The sequence below is a fragment of the Longispora urticae genome, assembly GCF_053902585.1.
Window position 1 is genome coordinate 85785 of the sequence record NZ_JAQZSH010000042.1, and the last position, 16007, is coordinate 101791.

Consider the following 16007-nt stretch of genomic DNA (forward strand, 5'->3'; position numbering starts at 1 on the left):
CTGACAGTGGCCAGCGCACGACCGCGACCAGGGAGTTCGACCCGTTCCGCCGGGTAGTGTGCGGTGGTATGGGCGCGCATCTGGAGGGCGTGGCCGCCGAGGCCGCGACGATGCCGGAGCTCGGCGCGGCACTGTCCGGGGCGCTGCGGGACCTCGTACCCCACGACGGGTTTCTGCTCGTCGGTTTCGATCCGGTCTCCGGGGCGGGCTGCCTGCTGGCCCGGCGCGACTGCTACGCCCCCGACACCCGGCACCGGATCGAGGTCGCCGACCCGCACCGGATCGGCGAGCTGTTCGACGGCCGCCGCCCGGTCGCGGTGACCGGCTCGGGCTTCGTCGACGAGCGGCGGGACGGCTACCTGCACGGGCTGATGGCGGCCGAGGGCTTCGGCGCGGAGCTGCGGCTGGCGCTGGTGGAACGCGGGGTGCCGCGCGGCGCGCTGCTGCTGCTCCGCGAGCGCGGCCGGCCGCCGTTCTCCGAGCGGGACGCCGACCTCGCGGTGCGGCTCTCCAGCGGGCTCGCCGCCGCGCTGCGCCGCTTCGTCACCCGCAGGCTGCTGCGCCCGACCGGACCCGCGGGCCCGCCGGGGGTGGTCCTCGTCGGCCCGGGGCACCGGATCAGCGCGGCCACCCCGGCCGGCCGGGACTGGCTCGGGCTGCTGCGACGGGAACTGGCGCTCGGCGAGGACGAACTCGACAGCGCGGTGCTCAACGTCGCGCTGCACGCCCGGGGCCGGGGGGCCGTCAGCCGGGTGCCCACGTCGGCCGGCTGGCTGGCCATGAGCGCCGAGGTCGTCGACGGCACCGGGGAGGTCGCGGTCACGATCGGACCCGCCGGCGGCTCGCTGCTGCTGCCGGCGCTGGCGGGCTGGTACCGGATCACCGCCCGGGAGCGCGCCGTCGTCGAACAGGCGCTGCTCGGCCTGCCGGTCAGGCAGATCGCCCGGCGGTTGGACCTGTCCCCGTACACCGTCAACGACCACTTCCGGGCCCTCTACCGCAAGATGGCGGTGACCAGCCGCGAGGAGCTGGTCACCGCCCTGTCCTGCTGACTAGTGGCTCCACCGCTGGCTGGTGCCGCCGTGGCACGGCCACTGGATCACCTGTTCGCCGACGTTGTAGGTCTTGATGTCCATGCAGAACCCGTTCCCGTCGTTCTTGACCAGGTCGCCGTGGAACCGCCACTTCTGGCTCGTGCCGCCGTGGCAGGGCCACTGGATGAGCCGCTCGCCCACGTTGTTCGTCGTCATGTCCAGACAGAACCCGTTGCCCGCGTTGCGGACCGTGCCGTCGCCCTTGGCCGACCACTGCTGGCTCGTCCCGCCGTGGCACGGCCACAGGATGATCGGCTCGCCGACGTTGTTGGTCTTCATGTCCAGGCAGAACCCGTTGCCGGCGTTGCTGATCGTGCCGGCCGGCCCCGCGTTGACCGGCGCCGCGCCGGCCGCACCGCCGGGCACGAGCAGTGCCGCCCCGACCAGCACCGACAGTACCGCTGTGTGAGCTCGCATCTGACAGCTCCCTTCTCCGGCCCCGCGCCCCGTCGCGCGGAAGCCCTCGATCACCATCCCGAATCGGCGGAAATGCCAATAGCCCCAAACATTTGGGGGGTACGCCCCGCACAGTGCCTCTCAGTTGGCGCCCAGGCCGGGGTGACTACGCTGTCCGTCAGCGTGCTCGACTCGGACATCGAGGACAGCGTGGCCGCCCGCGCGGGCCGGCCGGCGCGTGGGAACGATCGGGAGTTGGGGAGTAGTTAGTGGAGATCTGGCAGGCCATTGTCCTCGGGATCATCGAGGGGTTCACGGAGTTCCTGCCGGTGTCCTCCACGGGGCACCTCACCATCGCCGAGAAGCTGATGGGCATGCAGGTCGACGACCCGGCGGTCACGGCGTACACGGCGGTCATCCAGATCGGCGCGATCGCGGCCGCGATCCTGTACTTCCGCAAGGACATTGCGCGGATCGTCGTCGGGCTGGCCAAGGGGATCGCGAACAAGGACGAGCGCGGCTTCGACTACCGCTTCGGCTGGTACGTCATCGCCGGCTCGCTGCCGATCGCCGTCGTCGGACTGCTCGGCAAGCCGCTGATCAAGGGCCCGCTGCGCAGCCTGTGGTTCGTGGCCGGCGCGCTGATCGTGTGGAGCGCGGTGATGTGGTTCGCCGAACGGGTCGGGCCGCAGCAGCGCGGCGAGCGGGAGGTCACCCTCAAGGACGTGCTGGTGATCGGGTTCATGCAGTGCATCGCCCTGGTGCCCGGGGTGTCGCGGTCGGGGGCCACGATCTCCGCCGGCCTGCTGCGCGACCTCGACCGGGTCACGGCCACCCGGCTGTCGTTCTTCCTGGGCATCCCGGCCCTCACCGCCGCCGGGCTCTACGAACTCAAGGACGCCCTCGACGGCAGCATCGGGGCGGTGCCGCTGATCGTGGGCACCGTGGTCAGCTTCATCGTCGGGTACGCGTCGATCGCCTGGCTGCTCAAGTTCGTGGCCAAGCACTCGATCACCACCTTCGTCGGGTACCGGGTGCTGCTCGGCCTCGGCATCATCGGTCTGCTGGTCGCGGGCACGATCACGGCGACCTGACCGGGCGCGGGGCTGTCCGCTTCGCGTACCCATCGGGTGGTTTGTCGTTTGTGAGGGATGGTGGAAAACACTCCCTCCGGCACGGGGCCCCGAGCCACACTGGGCCGGGGTCAGTGTGCCCGGCGTGGTCCCCAAAGTGCGCCGGCCGCTGCGTTGTCAGGCGCGGGTGGGTGACGGCGGGGGTGTGACGGCTCGTCCGGCCGTCACACCCGCCCGCGTTAGAATTCCGTTTCGTGCCCACAGTCCTGCTTCTCCGCCACGGGCGGAGCACCGCCAACACCGCTGGCATCCTCGCGGGTGACCTGCCGGTGCCGCTCGACGAGCTCGGCGAGCGGCAGGTCGCGGCCGTCGCCGCCCGGCTCGCCGCCGTGCCCCTCGCCGCGGTCGTCACCAGTCCCGTCCGGCGCTGCCGGCAGACCGCCGAGGCGGTGCTCGCCGCGCGCGACGCCGAGGGCGAGAAACCGCTGATCGACGCCCGGTTCGCCGAGGCCGGCTACGGCGACTGGACCGGCCGGCCCATCAGCGAACTCGCCGAGGACCCGATGTGGCGGGTGGTGCAGCGGCACCCGAGCGCGGCGGTGTTCCCCGGAGGGGAGTCCATGGCCGCCATGGCCGCCCGGTGCGTGGCCGCCACCCGGGACTGGGACGCCAAGATCGGCGCGGAGCACGGCCCCGACGCGGTGTGGGTCGCGTGCAGCCACGCCGACGTGATCAAGGCGGTGACGGCGGACGCGCTGGGCCTGCACCTCGACCAGTTCCAGCGGATCGTGGTCGAGCCGGCGTCGCTGACGGTCATCCGGTACACGGAGACCCGGCCCTTTCTGCTGAGGGTGAACGACGTCGGGGGCGACCTGTCCGGATTGGTGCCGACCGACCCGGCCGAGGCGACAACCTCAGACGCCGTCGTGGGCGGCGGCGCGGGTAGGGTCACTACATGAGCGAGCGCAACGACCGCGGTGAGGTGGCGCCGTGACCCACCAGGTGTACGCCTTCGAACCCCCGGACCGGTTCGTCGCCGGCACGGTCGGGGTCCCCGGCGACCGGACGTTCTTCCTCCAGGCCCGCGGCGGCGGACGCCTCGTCAGCGTCGCGCTGGAGAAGATGCAGGTCTCCCTGCTCGCCGACAAGCTCGAGGAGCTGCTCGACGAGGTCCGGCTGCGGTTCGGCGTGGAGGCCCCCACCGGCCAGCCCACCGACAACGGCCCGCTCGACACCCCCGTGGACGAGGAGTTCCGGGTCGGCACCCTCGGCCTGGCCTGGGACACCGACTCGACCACAGTGGTCATCGAGGCCGTGGAGGCCAGCGAGGCGGAGACGGAGGAGACCGAGGAGGGCGAGCCCGACGCGACCCTCGACCGGCTCCGGGTCCGGATCAGCCCGGCCGCCACCCGGCAGTTCATCGACCGGGCCCGCAGGCTCGTCGCCGCCGGCCGGCCGCCGTGCCCGCTGTGCGGCCAGCCCCTCGACCCCGCCGGCCACCTGTGCCCCCGGCACAACGGCTACCACCGCACCTCTTGAGCCTCGACCCCGACGCCGCCCTCGAGCTCCTCACCCACGGGGAACTGGAACTCGAGGGCCGCCTCGTCGACGCCTCCAACGCCACCCTGCGCGCGTTCGTCACGCACGCCGGGGTGACCGCGCGGTGCGTGTACAAGCCGGTGAAGGGCGAGCGGCCGCTGTGGGACTTCCCCGACGGCACCCTGGCCGGGCGCGAGGTCGCGGCGTACCTGGTCAGCGAGGCCACCGGCTGGGGCAGCGTGCCGCCCACGGTGCTGCGCGACGGGCCGTACGGGGCCGGTTCCTGCCAGCTGTGGATCGACGCCGTCGAACCGCCCCTCGTCGACTTCGCCCGCGAGCTCCCCGAGGGCTGGCACGCGATCGCCGCCGCCGAGGGCGGGCTCCTCGGGCACGCCGACGAGGCGGGGCTGGCCCGGATCGCCGCGTACGACGGGATCGTCAACAACGCCGACCGCAAGGGCAGCCACCTGCTCCGCGACGCCGACCAGCACGTCTACGGCATCGACCACGGGGTGTGCTTCCACGCCGAGGACAAGCTGCGCACCGTGCTGTGGGGCTGGGCCGGCCAGGACCTGCCGGGCGAGGTGACCGGGGTGCTCGGGCACCTGAAGGTGGCCCTCGACCGGGAGCTGGGGGCGGCGCTCGCCGGGCACCTGACCCGGGCCGAGGTGGAGGCGGTCGGGTTCCGGATCGACCGGCTGCTGGCGACCGGGGCGTTCCCGGAACCGAGTGACCGGTGGCCGCCGCTGCCGTTCCCGGCGCTGTAGCGCTGCGGGCCAGCTGCCCGGCGAGATGTTCCCAGCGCCAGCCCCCTGACCTGTGATCCACCCGACCCCGCCGTCCCCTCCGTCGATCACCGCGACCCGACCCCGGCTGGATAGGCTGGCGGGATGGAATCCTGGTTGGCACCCTCCCTGCCCACGCTTCCCGGCTCGGGCCGCCCCGTCGCGCTGTACGACTCGTCGACGGGCGCCGTACGTCCCACCTCCCCGACCGGGGCGGCGAAGATGTACGTGTGCGGCATCACCCCGTACGACGCGGCCCACCTCGGCCACGCCGCCACCATGATCAGTTTCGACCTGATCAACCGGCTGTGGCGCGACGCCGGTCACGAGGTGCACTACGTCTCGAACGTGACCGACATCGACGATCCCCTCCTGGAGCGGGCCACCCGCGACCAGCAGGACTGGATCGTGCTCGGCATGCTGGAGACGGCCCTGTTCCGCGAGGACATGGAAGCGCTGCGGATCCTCCCGCCCGACCACTACGTCGGCGCGGTCGAGTCGATCCCCGAGATCGTCAGCCACATCGAGCGCCTGGTCGCCTCGGGCGCCGGCTACGTGCTCGACGACGGCACCGGCGACGTGTACTTCGACATCACCAAGGCCCCCGCCTTCGGCTACGAGTCCCGGCTGGACCGCGAGGCCATGCTCGGCTTCTTCGCCGAGCGCGGCGGCGACCCGGACCGGGCCGGCAAGCGGGACGCCCTCGACGCGCTGCTGTGGCGCGGCGCGCGCGAGGGCGAGCCGTCCTGGGACGGGCACTCCCTTGGCGCCGGCCGCCCCGGCTGGCACATCGAGTGCGCCGTGATCGCCCTCGGCCTGCTGGGCGAGCGGATCGACGTGCAGGGCGGCGGCAACGACCTGCTGTTCCCGCACCACGAGATGTCCAGCGCGCACGCCGAGTGTCTGACCGGCGCGCACCCGTTCGCCGGGCACTACACGCACGCGGGCATGATCGGCCTCGACGGCGAGAAGATGAGCAAGAGCAAGGGCAACCTGGTGTTCGTGTCCAAGCTGCGCGGCACCGGCGTCGACCCGATGGCGATCCGCCTGGCGCTGCTCGCCGAGCACTACCGCACCGACCGGCAGTGGACCGACGAGGTCGGCAAGGCCGGCCAGCTCCGGCTCGACCGGTGGCGCGAGGCAGCGGCCCGCCCGGCGGCGCTGTCCGGCCAGGCCCTGGTGGCGACGCTCCGCGACCGGCTGACCGACGACCTGGACACCCCGGGCGCGCTGGCGGCGGTGGACGCGTGGGCGGAGGCGACCCTGGCGGGCGAGGGCAACGACCCGGCGGCCCCGGCCCTGGTCAAGGCCGCCGTCGACGCGCTGCTGGGCATCGAGCTGTAGGTACCCCCGGAAGATGCGTTTGATCTTGGAAGTTCAAGGTCAGACGCATTTTCTGTGTACGCCGGGCTACTCCACGCCCCACAGCCAGCCGCGCCCGTTGCAGGCCCGGCAGCGGGCCGGACGGAGCACCGTGGTCAGCTCGCCGGGGGCCAGGGGCGTGCCCAGCACGGGCCCGACGATCGCCCGGGGGATGTCGACCAGGCCGTCGTCGCAACCGGCGGTGCAGCGCACGGGCTGGCAGCCGTTCGGCGGTCGGGTGATGTCGTGATCATCCTGGAGGGCGCCCATGGTTCTGGAGCCTACCCCCGATCGGCCGTCCGTCCGTTACACCCGCGACGCCCGGAAAGTCTGGTGGCGGATCGGGGATCCGCTCCGGCATTGTTGCGGACATGTGGCGGAACCTGAGACGTGTGGTGACCCCGAAGCGGCTGCTCGTGCTGGCGCTCGCGGGGCTGGTCGGCGGCGGTGCGACGGTCGGCGGCGCGGTCGCCGTGGTGTCGCTGGCGGCCGGCGGCCAGGTCTACGACGCGGCGGCGGTGCCGGTCCGGCCGGTCGCGATCGTGCTCGGCGCGCAGGTCAACCCGGACGGCCAGCCCTCCGACTTCCTCCGGGCCCGGCTCCAGCTGGCCCTCGACCTGTTCCGGGCCGGCAAGGTGCGCGCGATCCTGGTGTCCGGCGACGACGGGCAGCCCGAGTACAACGAGGTCGACCCGATGCGCGCCTGGCTCATCGAGCACGGGGTGCCGCAGGCCAAGGTGAACGGCGACCACGCCGGCTTCGACACGTACCAGTCGTGTGTCCGGGCCAGAAAGGTCTTCGGGGTGACGTCGGCGACCGTGGTCACCCAGGGCTTCCACGTGACCCGCGCGGTGGCGCTGTGCCGCCAGCAGGGCATCGACGCGGTCGGGGTCGGCGACGACTCGATGCGCAAGTGGCCGAAGCCCTGGTACACGGGCGCGGCCCGCGACAAGGTGGCCTGCGTGAAGGCCGTGCTGGAGATCGTCGGCCGGCCCGATCCGCGTTTCCTCGGCAAGCACGAGACAGCGGTGGAGGACTCCCTCCGGCTAGATTGACCGGATGGCTGGCTACCTGAGATTCCCGACGCTGCACGACGACACCCTCATCTTCGTCTGCGAGGACGACCTGTGGACGGTCCCCGCCGGTGGTGGCAGAGCCGCCCGGCTCACGGCGGGCGTGGCGGAGGCCAGCCAGCCCCGGCTGTCCCCGGACGGGACGCTGATCGCGTTCGCCGGCAGCGACGAGGGCCCCGGCGAGGTGTGCGTGATGCCGGCGGCCGGCGGTGAGCTGCGCCGGCTGACCCACCACGGCCTGCTGGTCGGGATCGCCGGCTGGGCCCCGGACGGCCGGATCGTCTACGCCTCCAACGCCGACCTGCCGCACAACCGCCGCCAGCTGCGCACCGTGGCCGCGACCGGCGGACTGTCCGAGGTGGTGCCGTACGGCGGCCTGGCCCGCAGCGTGGCGTACGGGCCCGGCGGCGCGGTCGTCCTCGGCCGCAACACCCACGACCCGGCCATCTGGAAGCGGTACCGGGGCGGCACCGCCGGCACACTGTGGATCGACCCCGACGGCGGCGGCGAGTTCCACGGGCTGGTCACGCTGGACGGCAACCTGGCCGCCCCGTGCTGGATCGGCGACCGGGTGTTCTTCCTGTCCGACCACGAGGGGGTCGGCAACGTCTACTCGTGCGCCGCGTCGGGCGAGGACCTGCGCCGGCACACCGACCACGAGGACTTCTACGCCCGCAACCTGACGGGCGACGGCCGCCGGCTCACGTACCACCTGGGCGGCGATCTCTACGTCCTCGACGGCGAGGACACCCGGAAGGTCGACATCGAGCTGGGCAGCTCGCGGACGCAGCGGTCCCGGAAGTTCGTCAGCACGACCCGGCACCTGCACAGCGCCACCCTGCACCCCGACGGTTCGGGCCTGGCGGTGACGGTCCGGGGGAAGGCGTTCTCCCTGGGGCACTGGGAGGGGCCGGTCCGCCAGCACGGCGAGCCCGACGGCGTCCGGTACCGGGAGCTGACCTGGCTGGCCGACGGGCACCGGCTCGTCGCCGCGGCGGCGGGGGACAGCGACCGGGAGGACCTGGTGGTTCTCGCCGCCGACGGCGGTCCGACCACCACGATCGCGGAGGACCTGGGCCGGATCGTGGCCCTCGCCCCGGCCCCGAAGGGCACCACGGTCGCGGTCGCCAACCACCGGTGCGAGCTGTGGCTCGTCGACACGGAGAGCGGCTCGGCCCGGCAGGTGGACCGCAGCGGGCACGGCAAGGTCTCCGACCTGGCGTGGTCGGCGGGCGGCGGCTGGCTGGCGTACACGCTGGCGGTCAGCGCCGAGTCGAGCGAGATCCGGGTCTGCCGCCGCGAGACCGGCGAGACCCGGGCCGTGACCCGCCCGGTGCTGCACGACTCGTCCCCGGTGTTCGACCCCAAGGGGGAGTACCTGTACTTCCTCGGTCAGCGCGAGTTCAACCCGGTGTACGACGAGCTCCAGTTCGACCTGGGCTTCCCGTTCGGCGGCCGGCCGTACGCGGTGGCCCTGCGCGCGGACCTGCCGTCCCCGTTCGTGCTCACCCCGAAGCCGCTGGTCGAGGGGGACAAGGACAAGAAGGACGACGCCGCCGGGGACGAGCCGAAGGACGAGGTGATCGACTTCGAGGGCATCGAGCGCCGGGTACTGGCGTTCCCGGTGCCCGAGGCCCGGTACCGCTCGGTGGCCGCCGTGGCCGGCAAGCTCCTGATGCTGTCCGAGCCGGTGCACGGCAGCCGCAAGCACCGCTGGTTCGAGGCCGACGGCGAGGCGACCGGCATCCTGGAGTCCTACGAGTTCGAGACCGGCAAGACCGAACGGGTCGCCGACGCGGTCACCGACTTCCAGGTCGGCCCGGACGGCAGGACCCTGCTGTACCGGTCCGCCAGCCGGCTCCGGGTCATCAAGGCCGGCGACAAGGCCCCCGACGAGGACGGCGAGGACCGCGCGGGCGGCTGGATCGACCTCGACCGGGTGAAGGTGTCGGTGCGCCCGGAGGCCGAGTGGCGGCAGATGTTCCGCGAGGCGTGGCGGTTGCAGCGCGAGCACTTCTGGATCGCGGACATGGCCGGCATCGACTGGCCGGCCACCTACGAGCGGTACGCGCCCCTGGTCGACCGGGTCACCACCCGCTCCGAGCTGTCCGACCTGCTCCAGGAGGTGCAGGGCGAGCTGGGCACGTCGCACGCGTACGAGTTCGGCGGCGAGTACCGGTCCCGGCCCTACTACCGGCAGGGCCACCTGGGCGCGGACTTCACGGCTGTCGACGGCGGGTACCGGATCGACCGGATCGTGGCCGGCGACCCGTGGGACCCGGACGCGACGTCCCCGCTGAACCGGCCCGGCGTCAACGTGGCGCCCGGCGACGTGCTGGTCGCGGTCAACGGGCGGAAGTTCGGCACCGCCACCCCGGCGGAGCTGCTGGTCAACCTCGCCGAGACCGAGGTCGAGCTGACCGTGCACCGGCCCAACGGCGAGCCGCGCACGGTGTCGGTGCGCACCGTGGCCGACGAGCGGCCGGGTCGCTACCGGGACTGGGTGGCGGCCAACCGCGCCGTGGTCCGGGAGCGCTCGGACGGCCGGCTCGGTTACCTGCACATCCCCGACATGGGACCCGACGGGTACGCGGAGTTCCAGCGCGGCTACCTGACCGAGTACGACCGCGACGGGCTGATCATCGACGTCCGGTTCAACGGCGGCGGGCACGTGTCGGCGCTCGTCATCGGGCGCCTGGTCCGCCGCCGGATCGCGTACGACTTCCCGCGGTGGGCGGCCCCGGAGCCGTACCCGATCCAGTCCCCGCGCGGCCCGATGGTGGCGCTCACCAACGAGCACGCGGGCTCCGACGGCGACATCTTCAGCCACGCCTTCAAGGTGTACGGCCTGGGCCCGCTCGTCGGCCGCCGCACCTGGGGCGGGGTCGTCGGCATCACCCTCAACCACGAACTGGCCGACGGCACGGTCACCACCCAGCCGGAGTACTCGTTCGGCTTCGACGACGTCGGCTGGCGGGTGGAGAACTACGGCACCGACCCCGACATCGACGTGGACATCGCGCCGCAGGACTTCGCGCGCGGGGTGGACCCGCAGCTGGACAAGGCGATCGAGGTGGCCCTGGCCGAGTTGGAGAAGCGGCCGCCGCACAGCCCGAAGCCGGTGGACCTGCCGCGGCTGGGCCGGCCGCCGCTGCCGCCCCGGGGGCCGCTGCCGAAGCCGGAGGCCGGCTCCGGGTCCGCGTCGAAGGCCGCGCCGAAGAAGAAGTAGCGCGCCGGGGACCCGCGCGGGTCCCCGGGGGAACCCGCTCAGGCGGAAGCCGGCACCTTCGCCGGCTTCCGCCGCACGTACACCTGCTTGCGCACCCGCGCCACCACGGTCCCGTCGGCCGCCACCACCTCGGTGTCGAACCACGGCAGCACCTTCGACCCGTCCTCGGCCGCCGCCCGGATCTCCGCGACCCGCTCGTCGGTCAGCTCGAACCGGGCGAACACGTCGCCCCGCCCGGGGGAGACGAACTCGATCTCCCCGGCCCGGTCCCACACCACGTGGCCGGGGCCGAGCCGGCGGAGCAGGAGCAGCATCCAGAACGGGTCGGTCATGGCGAACAGGCTGCCGCCGAAGTGCGTACCCACGTAGTTGCTGTTCCATTTCCGCTGGCGGAGCCGGACCTCGACGTGCCGGTAGTCGTCGGACAGCCGGAGGACCCGGATGCCGGCGAAGAGGAACGGGGGCCACAGGTTCATGCCCCGGCGCAGGGTGTTGGCTCGCATACCCTCAAGTTACCACCCGGTAACATGCCGCCGCCACGCGAGGATGATCACGATCGGCCGTCCTGCGACCTGCGGATGACCCGGTGACCAGCCCGTGGACAGACGCGACGGCGGAGGATGCTCCGTAGCGTCGGAGGCATGATCGTCGCAGAGCACCTCACCAAGCGGTACGGCCCGAAAGTCGTGGTGGACGACCTGTCGTTCACCGTCGAGCCGGGCCGGGTCACCGGCTTCCTCGGCCCGAACGGGGCGGGCAAGTCCACCACCATGCGCATGGTCCTCGGCCTCGACCGGCCCACCGGCGGGCGGGTCACCGTCGAGGGCAAGCCCTTCGCGGAGGCCGCCGTCCCGCTGAACACGGTCGGCGCGCTGCTCGACGCCAAGGCCGTGCACGGCGGGCGCACCGCCCGCAACCACCTGCGGATCCTGGCCCGGGCCAACGGCATCCCCCGGTCGCGGGTCGAGGAGGTGCTCGACATGGTCGGCATGGCCGACACGGCGAAGAAGCGGGTCAAGGGCTTCTCGCTGGGGATGGGCCAGCGGCTCGGGATCGCGGCGGCGCTGCTCGGCGACCCGCGCACCCTGATGTTCGACGAGCCGGTCAACGGCCTGGACCCGGAGGGCATCCGGTGGATCCGGGACTTCCTGCGGGCCCGGGCCGCCGAGGGCCGCGCCGTGTTCGTGTCCAGCCACCTGATGAGCGAGATGCAGGACACCGCCGACCACCTGATCGTCATCGGCCGGGGCAAGCTCGTCGCGGACTGTTCGATGGCCGAGTTCATCGAGCGCAGCTCGCGAAACCACATCCGGGTGCGTACCCCCGAGTACGTGCGGTTCGCCCAGGTGCTGCAGAACACCGGCGCGACCGTGGAGCCCGACGGCGAGGCGCTCGCGGTCACCCAGCTGCCCATCGAGATCATCGGCGAACTGGCCGCCCGGCACGGCGTCACCCTGCACGAACTGGCCCCCCGGTCGGCCTCCCTGGAGCAGGCGTTCATGGAACTGACCCACGACGCGGTGGAGTACCGCGCGACTGTTGGAGGCACGGCATGACCGACGCGATCGCCAGCGAATGGCTGAAGATCCGCACCATCCGCTCGACGTTCTGGGCGCTGCTGGCCGCCGCCGTGCTCACGGTCGGGGTCGGCATGCTGGCCTCCTCGGGCACCATGCCGGGCACGCCGGTCGACGTCGTCGTGTCCGACAACCTGGCAGGCATCATCCTGGGCCAGCTCGCGATCTGCGTGTTCGGCGCGCTGGCCGCCACCTCGGAGTACGCCACCGGGATGATCCGCACCTCCCTGTCGGTGCTGCCGGTCCGGGGCCGGATGATGACGGCCAAGGCCATCGTGGTCACGGCCGTGGGCCTGGTCGCCGGCATGGTGATCAGCTTCCTGTCCTACGGCGCCGGCCAGGCCGTCAGTCAGGCGCCGGCCGGGCTCGGCGAGCCGGGCGTGCTGCGCGCCGTCCTCGGCGGCGGCCTCTACCTGGGCATGCTCGGCCTGTTCGTGTTCGGGATCGGCATGATCGTGCGGCACTCCGCCGCCGCGATCACGACCGCGATCGGCGCGATCATGATCCTGCCGATCGCCACCTACGCGCTCGGCGAGAACGGGGTCACCTTCCGCAAGTGGTGGCCGAGCCAGGCCGGCCAGAGCATCATGCAGGTCTCCGCGCAGCAGGGTTCCCTGTCGCCGTGGGTCGGGTACGGGGTGTTCGCGGTCGGCACGGCGGCGGTGCTGACGGCGGCGTGGCTGTTCTTCTCGCGCCGCGACGCCTGATCCGGGGCCGGGACGCCTGATCCGGGTGGGGTGTCCGGTTCCGGGCGCCCCACCGGAGGTAACGCACTCTTGACGAAAGCCGCGAGTCGGATTATTCTGATAGGTGAAGCTCGACCCTGAGAGATCGCGATTTCTGCGAAATCTAAGAGCCGGGCTTCTGCGTGTACTGGTTCAGCCGGTGACGTACTGCCCCGCGAATTCCGCGGTGGGGGCGATGGGCGTGATCACGTCGATCAGGACGCCGTTCGGGTCGGCCACGATGAAGTGCCGCTGGCCGAAGTCCTCGCTGCGCAGGGTGAGCACGGGGTGCAGCCCCTCGTCGGTGACGAGCCGGTCCCACTCCGCGTCCACGTCCTCCACCTCCACGTTGAGCAGCAGGCCCCGGGCGGGGACCCGGTAGCCCTCCGGGACGGTCGGGTGGGTGTGGTCGAGGAGGGCGAGCTCGTACCCCGGGTCGCCGGGGCGGCGCAGGCTGACGTACCAGTCGGATTCGAAGGTCGTCCCGAACCCCAGCAGCCGGGTGTAGAAGTCGCGGGACTCCCGCAGTCTCGCCGTGCCGATCACGGGATAGAAGTCGGTCAGCTTCATGCCGGCGCTCCTTTCGCATACCATCAGTATGTGAGTGACGCTATTCGCGTACCGTCGGTATGTCAATGAGGAGTGCGATGCGGCAGGACGGCATCCGGGCGCAACAGCGGGACCAGACCCGGCAGGCGCTGCTCCGGGAGGGCCGGCGGCTGTTCTCCGGCAGCGGCTACGCCGCCGTGGGCCTGGCGGAGATCGTCCAGGCGGCCGGGGTGACCAAGGGGGCGCTCTACCACCACTTCAGCGGCAAGGCGGACCTCTTCCGCGCCGTCCTGGAGGAGGTGCAGCAGGAGGTGGGCCGACGGGTCGCCGCGGCCGCCGACGCGCACGAGGATCCCTGGGCCCAGCTGACCGCCGGCTGCGAGGAGTTCCTCACCGCGACCACCGATCCGGACATCCAACGGGTCATGCTGGTCGACGGGCCCGCCGTGCTGGGCTGGGCCGAATGGCGGGCGATGGACGAGGCCGCCTCGGCCCGGCACCTCGCCGACGCGCTGACCGGGCTCGTCGACGCGGGGGTCATCGCGCCGCAGCCGGTCGCGCCGCTGGTCCACCTGCTGTCGGGGGCGATGAACGAGGCGGCGCTGTGGCTGGCGTCCTCCGCCGGTCCCGGGGACCTGGCGGACACCAGGGCCGCGCTGGGGCGTCTGCTCCAGGCACTGCGCACCGGCTGACCGGGTGGCCTTCACGTCTGGCGCCGGCACTGGAGGCGGTCCGTGCCCTGGTCGGAGCAGCGCGGATGGTCGGGCCGGCCCGCTCCGCACCGATGGTCCCGGCCCGACTCACGCATGCCGGCTGGGAGCGTCAGGTCCGGCCTGACTCCGACCCCGGCAGTGGGCGGCCGAATTTTGCCCGGACGCCCGGCGACCACAACACACTCACCGGCGGCCCCGACGGCCCGGGCAACCCGGCCGCCGCCACCAGCCCGTCGTCGAGTTCCAGCAGCTCCGCCCGGTGCAGCGGCCACTCCTCGTGCGCGTTCGGCAGGTACAGGGTCCGGCCGTGCCAGTCCACGTGCAGCCCCCAGCGCGCCGTCAGGAACTCCTCCACCGCGCTCGGCTCCGCGATCCGGGCCCCGATCCGCACCCGGACCCGGCCACCGGCCCCCACCGGCCCGGGCCACCGCCGCCGGGTCTCGTACGCCACCGTGTCCCCGGCCCTCGTGATCCGCATCCGCGCCCACATGTACGGCAGCCGGAACAGCCAGCGGGCCGCCAGCACCGGGGCCAGCCGGGCCGCCTCCAGGGAGCGGAAGACGACGCCGCGCCGGCCGGCGGTGTCCACCGAGTACAGCCGGACGTTGGTCTCCGCGAACGTGCCCAGGTAGGGCAGCGGCGGCCACGGGCCCAGGCTCACCCCGACCATCCGGAACGGCACCAGACCGACGTACGTCACCCCGTCGAGGGTGTCGGGCACGGTGCCCCGGGGGAGCAGCGGCGCGACGAGCGCGGGGTCGACCGGCCAGTGCAGCAGGGTGAGGTCCCGCCAGCCCTGGGCGAGGATCGTGCCGCGCAGGGGGCGGGGCGCGAGACGCGTGACGGGCTCGACCATGCCCCCACGCTATCCCGGGCAGCGCGCGCCGACCCCGCCCCGGCGCGGATCGGACCACCCCGGCGCAGGGGAGCCGACCCGGCGCGCTCCGACGCGTACCCGGATGGCGGGGTTTCTCCGGTGACCGCCCGGGGTTCTGTGCCCTAGTCCCGGGCCCGGCGGGCGTGTTCGTCCGCCACGGCCTTCGCGATCTCCGCCAGCGACGGCACGGCCGGCAACCGGGGCGCGATCGCGGCGGCCAGGGCGGCGATGTCGATCCCCCCGGTCCGCAGCGCGGCGATCTCCGCCCGGGCGGCCTTCAGCTCGGCGAGGGCCTGGTCGCACTTCGCCTCGATCCGGCGCTCGCGGAGCACGCGCGGGCTCGGGTTGCCCGCGATGAACGGGCTGTCGTCGCGCAGCTCCTGGAACCAGAGGTCCGCGAGCAGCACGGAGTCCCCCCGGTCACCCACGGCGGCGGGCCGCCCCAACGGCGTGTAGTCGGACATGGTGGTACCTCCCGGGCTGGGTGCGGGGCCGAAACCTTCGGAGATGTCGCGGAAGCGGTACGCCTTCCAGGGGCCGCCCGAGCCGTCGTACGGCCAGCGGATGACGCGGTGCAGGGGGCCGTCGGAGCCGCCGGCCTGCTCGTACCCGAAATAGCGGTCGTCGGTGTCGATGTCGTTGAGCCACCGTTCGAAGAGGACGATGTGCCCGTCGTCGCCGCCGGTGCCGGGCCCGCAGATGCCGACCGCGTCGCCCGGCAGCAGGTCGGCGGCGGGGATCTCGCGCATCCAGCCCGCCGTGACCAGGCTGACCGTGTTCATGCCGCCGAAGCTGCCGTGGGAGTCGACGGGGATCGCCCAGCACATCGACACGAACCCGGAGCAGTCCTGCCGGTAGCCGGTCGGGCCGTGGATCCGGTCCTGCGCGTAGGGGACGGTGCCCGTGGGCCAGAGGCGGGCGGCTCTGCTGAGGATCTCCGCTCGGGTGACGGACATGTGCACCTCCCCTTCCAGGGGACCTCTCGTCGCCGCCGTCCATAAGGCACGAACGGCCA

The 16007-nt window shown here is 72.8% G+C and carries 17 protein-coding genes; 11 read left to right on the top strand and 6 right to left on the bottom strand.

All coding sequences use genetic code 11. From position 1 onward, the window contains the following. Window positions 1-68 precede the first annotated feature (68 nt). The gene (locus PT931_RS29995) at window positions 69-1052 is read left to right on the top strand and encodes a helix-turn-helix transcriptional regulator (RefSeq protein WP_456249079.1); all 984 of its coding nucleotides are present in this window, start codon (window positions 69-71) and stop codon (window positions 1050-1052) included. Here PT931_RS29995 and PT931_RS30000 read toward each other — a convergent pair whose 3' ends face one another. Then, window positions 1053-1511 carry an RICIN domain-containing protein gene (locus PT931_RS30000; RefSeq protein ID WP_456249080.1) on the bottom strand — a complete coding sequence of 153 codons (459 nt, stop codon included), beginning with the start codon at window positions 1509-1511 and terminating at the stop codon, window positions 1053-1055. A 248-nt stretch (window positions 1512-1759) separates the two neighbouring features. On the opposite strand from PT931_RS30000, the gene PT931_RS30005 reads away from it, so the two are divergent. The 5 genes from PT931_RS30005 to mshC all read left to right on the top strand — a co-directional run bounded on the left by PT931_RS30005 (window position 1760) and on the right by mshC (window position 6231). Further along, window positions 1760-2584, top strand: a complete 825-nt coding sequence (locus PT931_RS30005) for an undecaprenyl-diphosphate phosphatase (protein ID WP_456249081.1) — start codon at window positions 1760-1762, stop codon at window positions 2582-2584. A gap of 233 nt (window positions 2585-2817) precedes the next feature. Next, window positions 2818-3522, top strand: coding sequence for an MSMEG_4193 family putative phosphomutase (locus PT931_RS30010; protein ID WP_363727366.1), 705 nt, complete (start codon window positions 2818-2820; stop codon window positions 3520-3522). 31 nt (window positions 3523-3553) lie between these two features. Continuing rightward, the gene (locus tag PT931_RS30015) at window positions 3554-4102 is read left to right on the top strand and encodes a DUF3090 domain-containing protein (protein ID WP_456249082.1); all 549 of its coding nucleotides are present in this window, start codon (window positions 3554-3556) and stop codon (window positions 4100-4102) included. Then, entirely contained in the window at window positions 4099-4869 is a 771-nt protein-coding gene (locus tag PT931_RS30020; protein WP_456249083.1) for an SCO1664 family protein, read from the top strand. The genes PT931_RS30015 and PT931_RS30020 overlap by 4 nt, the downstream gene beginning before the upstream one ends. A gap of 123 nt (window positions 4870-4992) precedes the next feature. Then, the gene (gene mshC, locus PT931_RS30025) at window positions 4993-6231 is read left to right on the top strand and encodes a cysteine--1-D-myo-inosityl 2-amino-2-deoxy-alpha-D-glucopyranoside ligase (RefSeq protein WP_456249084.1); all 1239 of its coding nucleotides are present in this window, start codon (window positions 4993-4995) and stop codon (window positions 6229-6231) included. 66 nt (window positions 6232-6297) lie between these two features. Here the strand turns inward: mshC and PT931_RS30030 are convergent, their stop codons facing one another. Then, a complete protein-coding gene (locus PT931_RS30030) occupies window positions 6298-6519 on the bottom strand; it encodes a hypothetical protein (RefSeq protein WP_197007996.1) in 222 nt (73 codons plus the stop codon). A 122-nt stretch (window positions 6520-6641) separates the two neighbouring features. Here PT931_RS30030 and PT931_RS30035 point away from each other — a divergent pair, with 122 nt between their 5' ends. Together PT931_RS30035 and PT931_RS30040 are read left to right on the top strand one after the other, a co-directional pair. After that, window positions 6642-7304, top strand: a complete 663-nt coding sequence (locus tag PT931_RS30035) for a SanA/YdcF family protein (protein WP_456249085.1) — start codon at window positions 6642-6644, stop codon at window positions 7302-7304. A gap of 4 nt (window positions 7305-7308) precedes the next feature. Continuing rightward, complete coding sequence (locus tag PT931_RS30040; RefSeq protein WP_456249086.1) at window positions 7309-10551, top strand: S41 family peptidase; 3243 nt, start codon at window positions 7309-7311, stop codon at window positions 10549-10551. A 38-nt stretch (window positions 10552-10589) separates the two neighbouring features. On the opposite strand, the gene PT931_RS30045 is transcribed toward PT931_RS30040, so the two are convergent. After that, complete coding sequence (locus tag PT931_RS30045) at window positions 10590-11054, bottom strand: DUF4442 domain-containing protein (protein ID WP_456249087.1); 465 nt, start codon at window positions 11052-11054, stop codon at window positions 10590-10592. A gap of 138 nt (window positions 11055-11192) precedes the next feature. Between PT931_RS30045 and PT931_RS30050 the strand changes: the two genes are divergently transcribed. After that, window positions 11193-12107, top strand: coding sequence for an ABC transporter ATP-binding protein (locus PT931_RS30050; RefSeq protein ID WP_456249088.1), 915 nt, complete (start codon window positions 11193-11195; stop codon window positions 12105-12107). Then, a complete protein-coding gene (locus tag PT931_RS30055) occupies window positions 12104-12835 on the top strand; it encodes an ABC transporter permease (protein ID WP_456249089.1) in 732 nt (243 codons plus the stop codon). Before PT931_RS30050 ends, PT931_RS30055 begins: the two co-directional genes overlap by 4 nt. Window positions 12836-13006: 171 nt before the next feature. Here the strand turns inward: PT931_RS30055 and PT931_RS30060 are convergent, their stop codons facing one another. Next, window positions 13007-13423 (bottom strand): VOC family protein, encoded by a 417-nt coding sequence (locus tag PT931_RS30060; RefSeq protein ID WP_456249090.1) that lies wholly within the window; start codon window positions 13421-13423, stop codon window positions 13007-13009. Between the two features lie 65 nt (window positions 13424-13488). Here PT931_RS30060 and PT931_RS30065 point away from each other — a divergent pair, with 65 nt between their 5' ends. Beyond that, on the top strand, window positions 13489-14094 hold the full coding sequence (locus PT931_RS30065) for a TetR/AcrR family transcriptional regulator (RefSeq protein WP_456249091.1): 606 nt from the start codon (window positions 13489-13491) through the stop codon (window positions 14092-14094). A 130-nt stretch (window positions 14095-14224) separates the two neighbouring features. On the opposite strand, the gene PT931_RS30070 is transcribed toward PT931_RS30065, so the two are convergent. Continuing rightward, window positions 14225-14971 carry a YqjF family protein gene (locus PT931_RS30070; protein WP_456249092.1) on the bottom strand — a complete coding sequence of 249 codons (747 nt, stop codon included), beginning with the start codon at window positions 14969-14971 and terminating at the stop codon, window positions 14225-14227. Between the two features lie 143 nt (window positions 14972-15114). Further along, the gene (locus PT931_RS30075; RefSeq protein WP_456249093.1) at window positions 15115-15948 is read right to left on the bottom strand and encodes a hypothetical protein; all 834 of its coding nucleotides are present in this window, start codon (window positions 15946-15948) and stop codon (window positions 15115-15117) included. Window positions 15949-16007 lie beyond the last annotated feature (59 nt).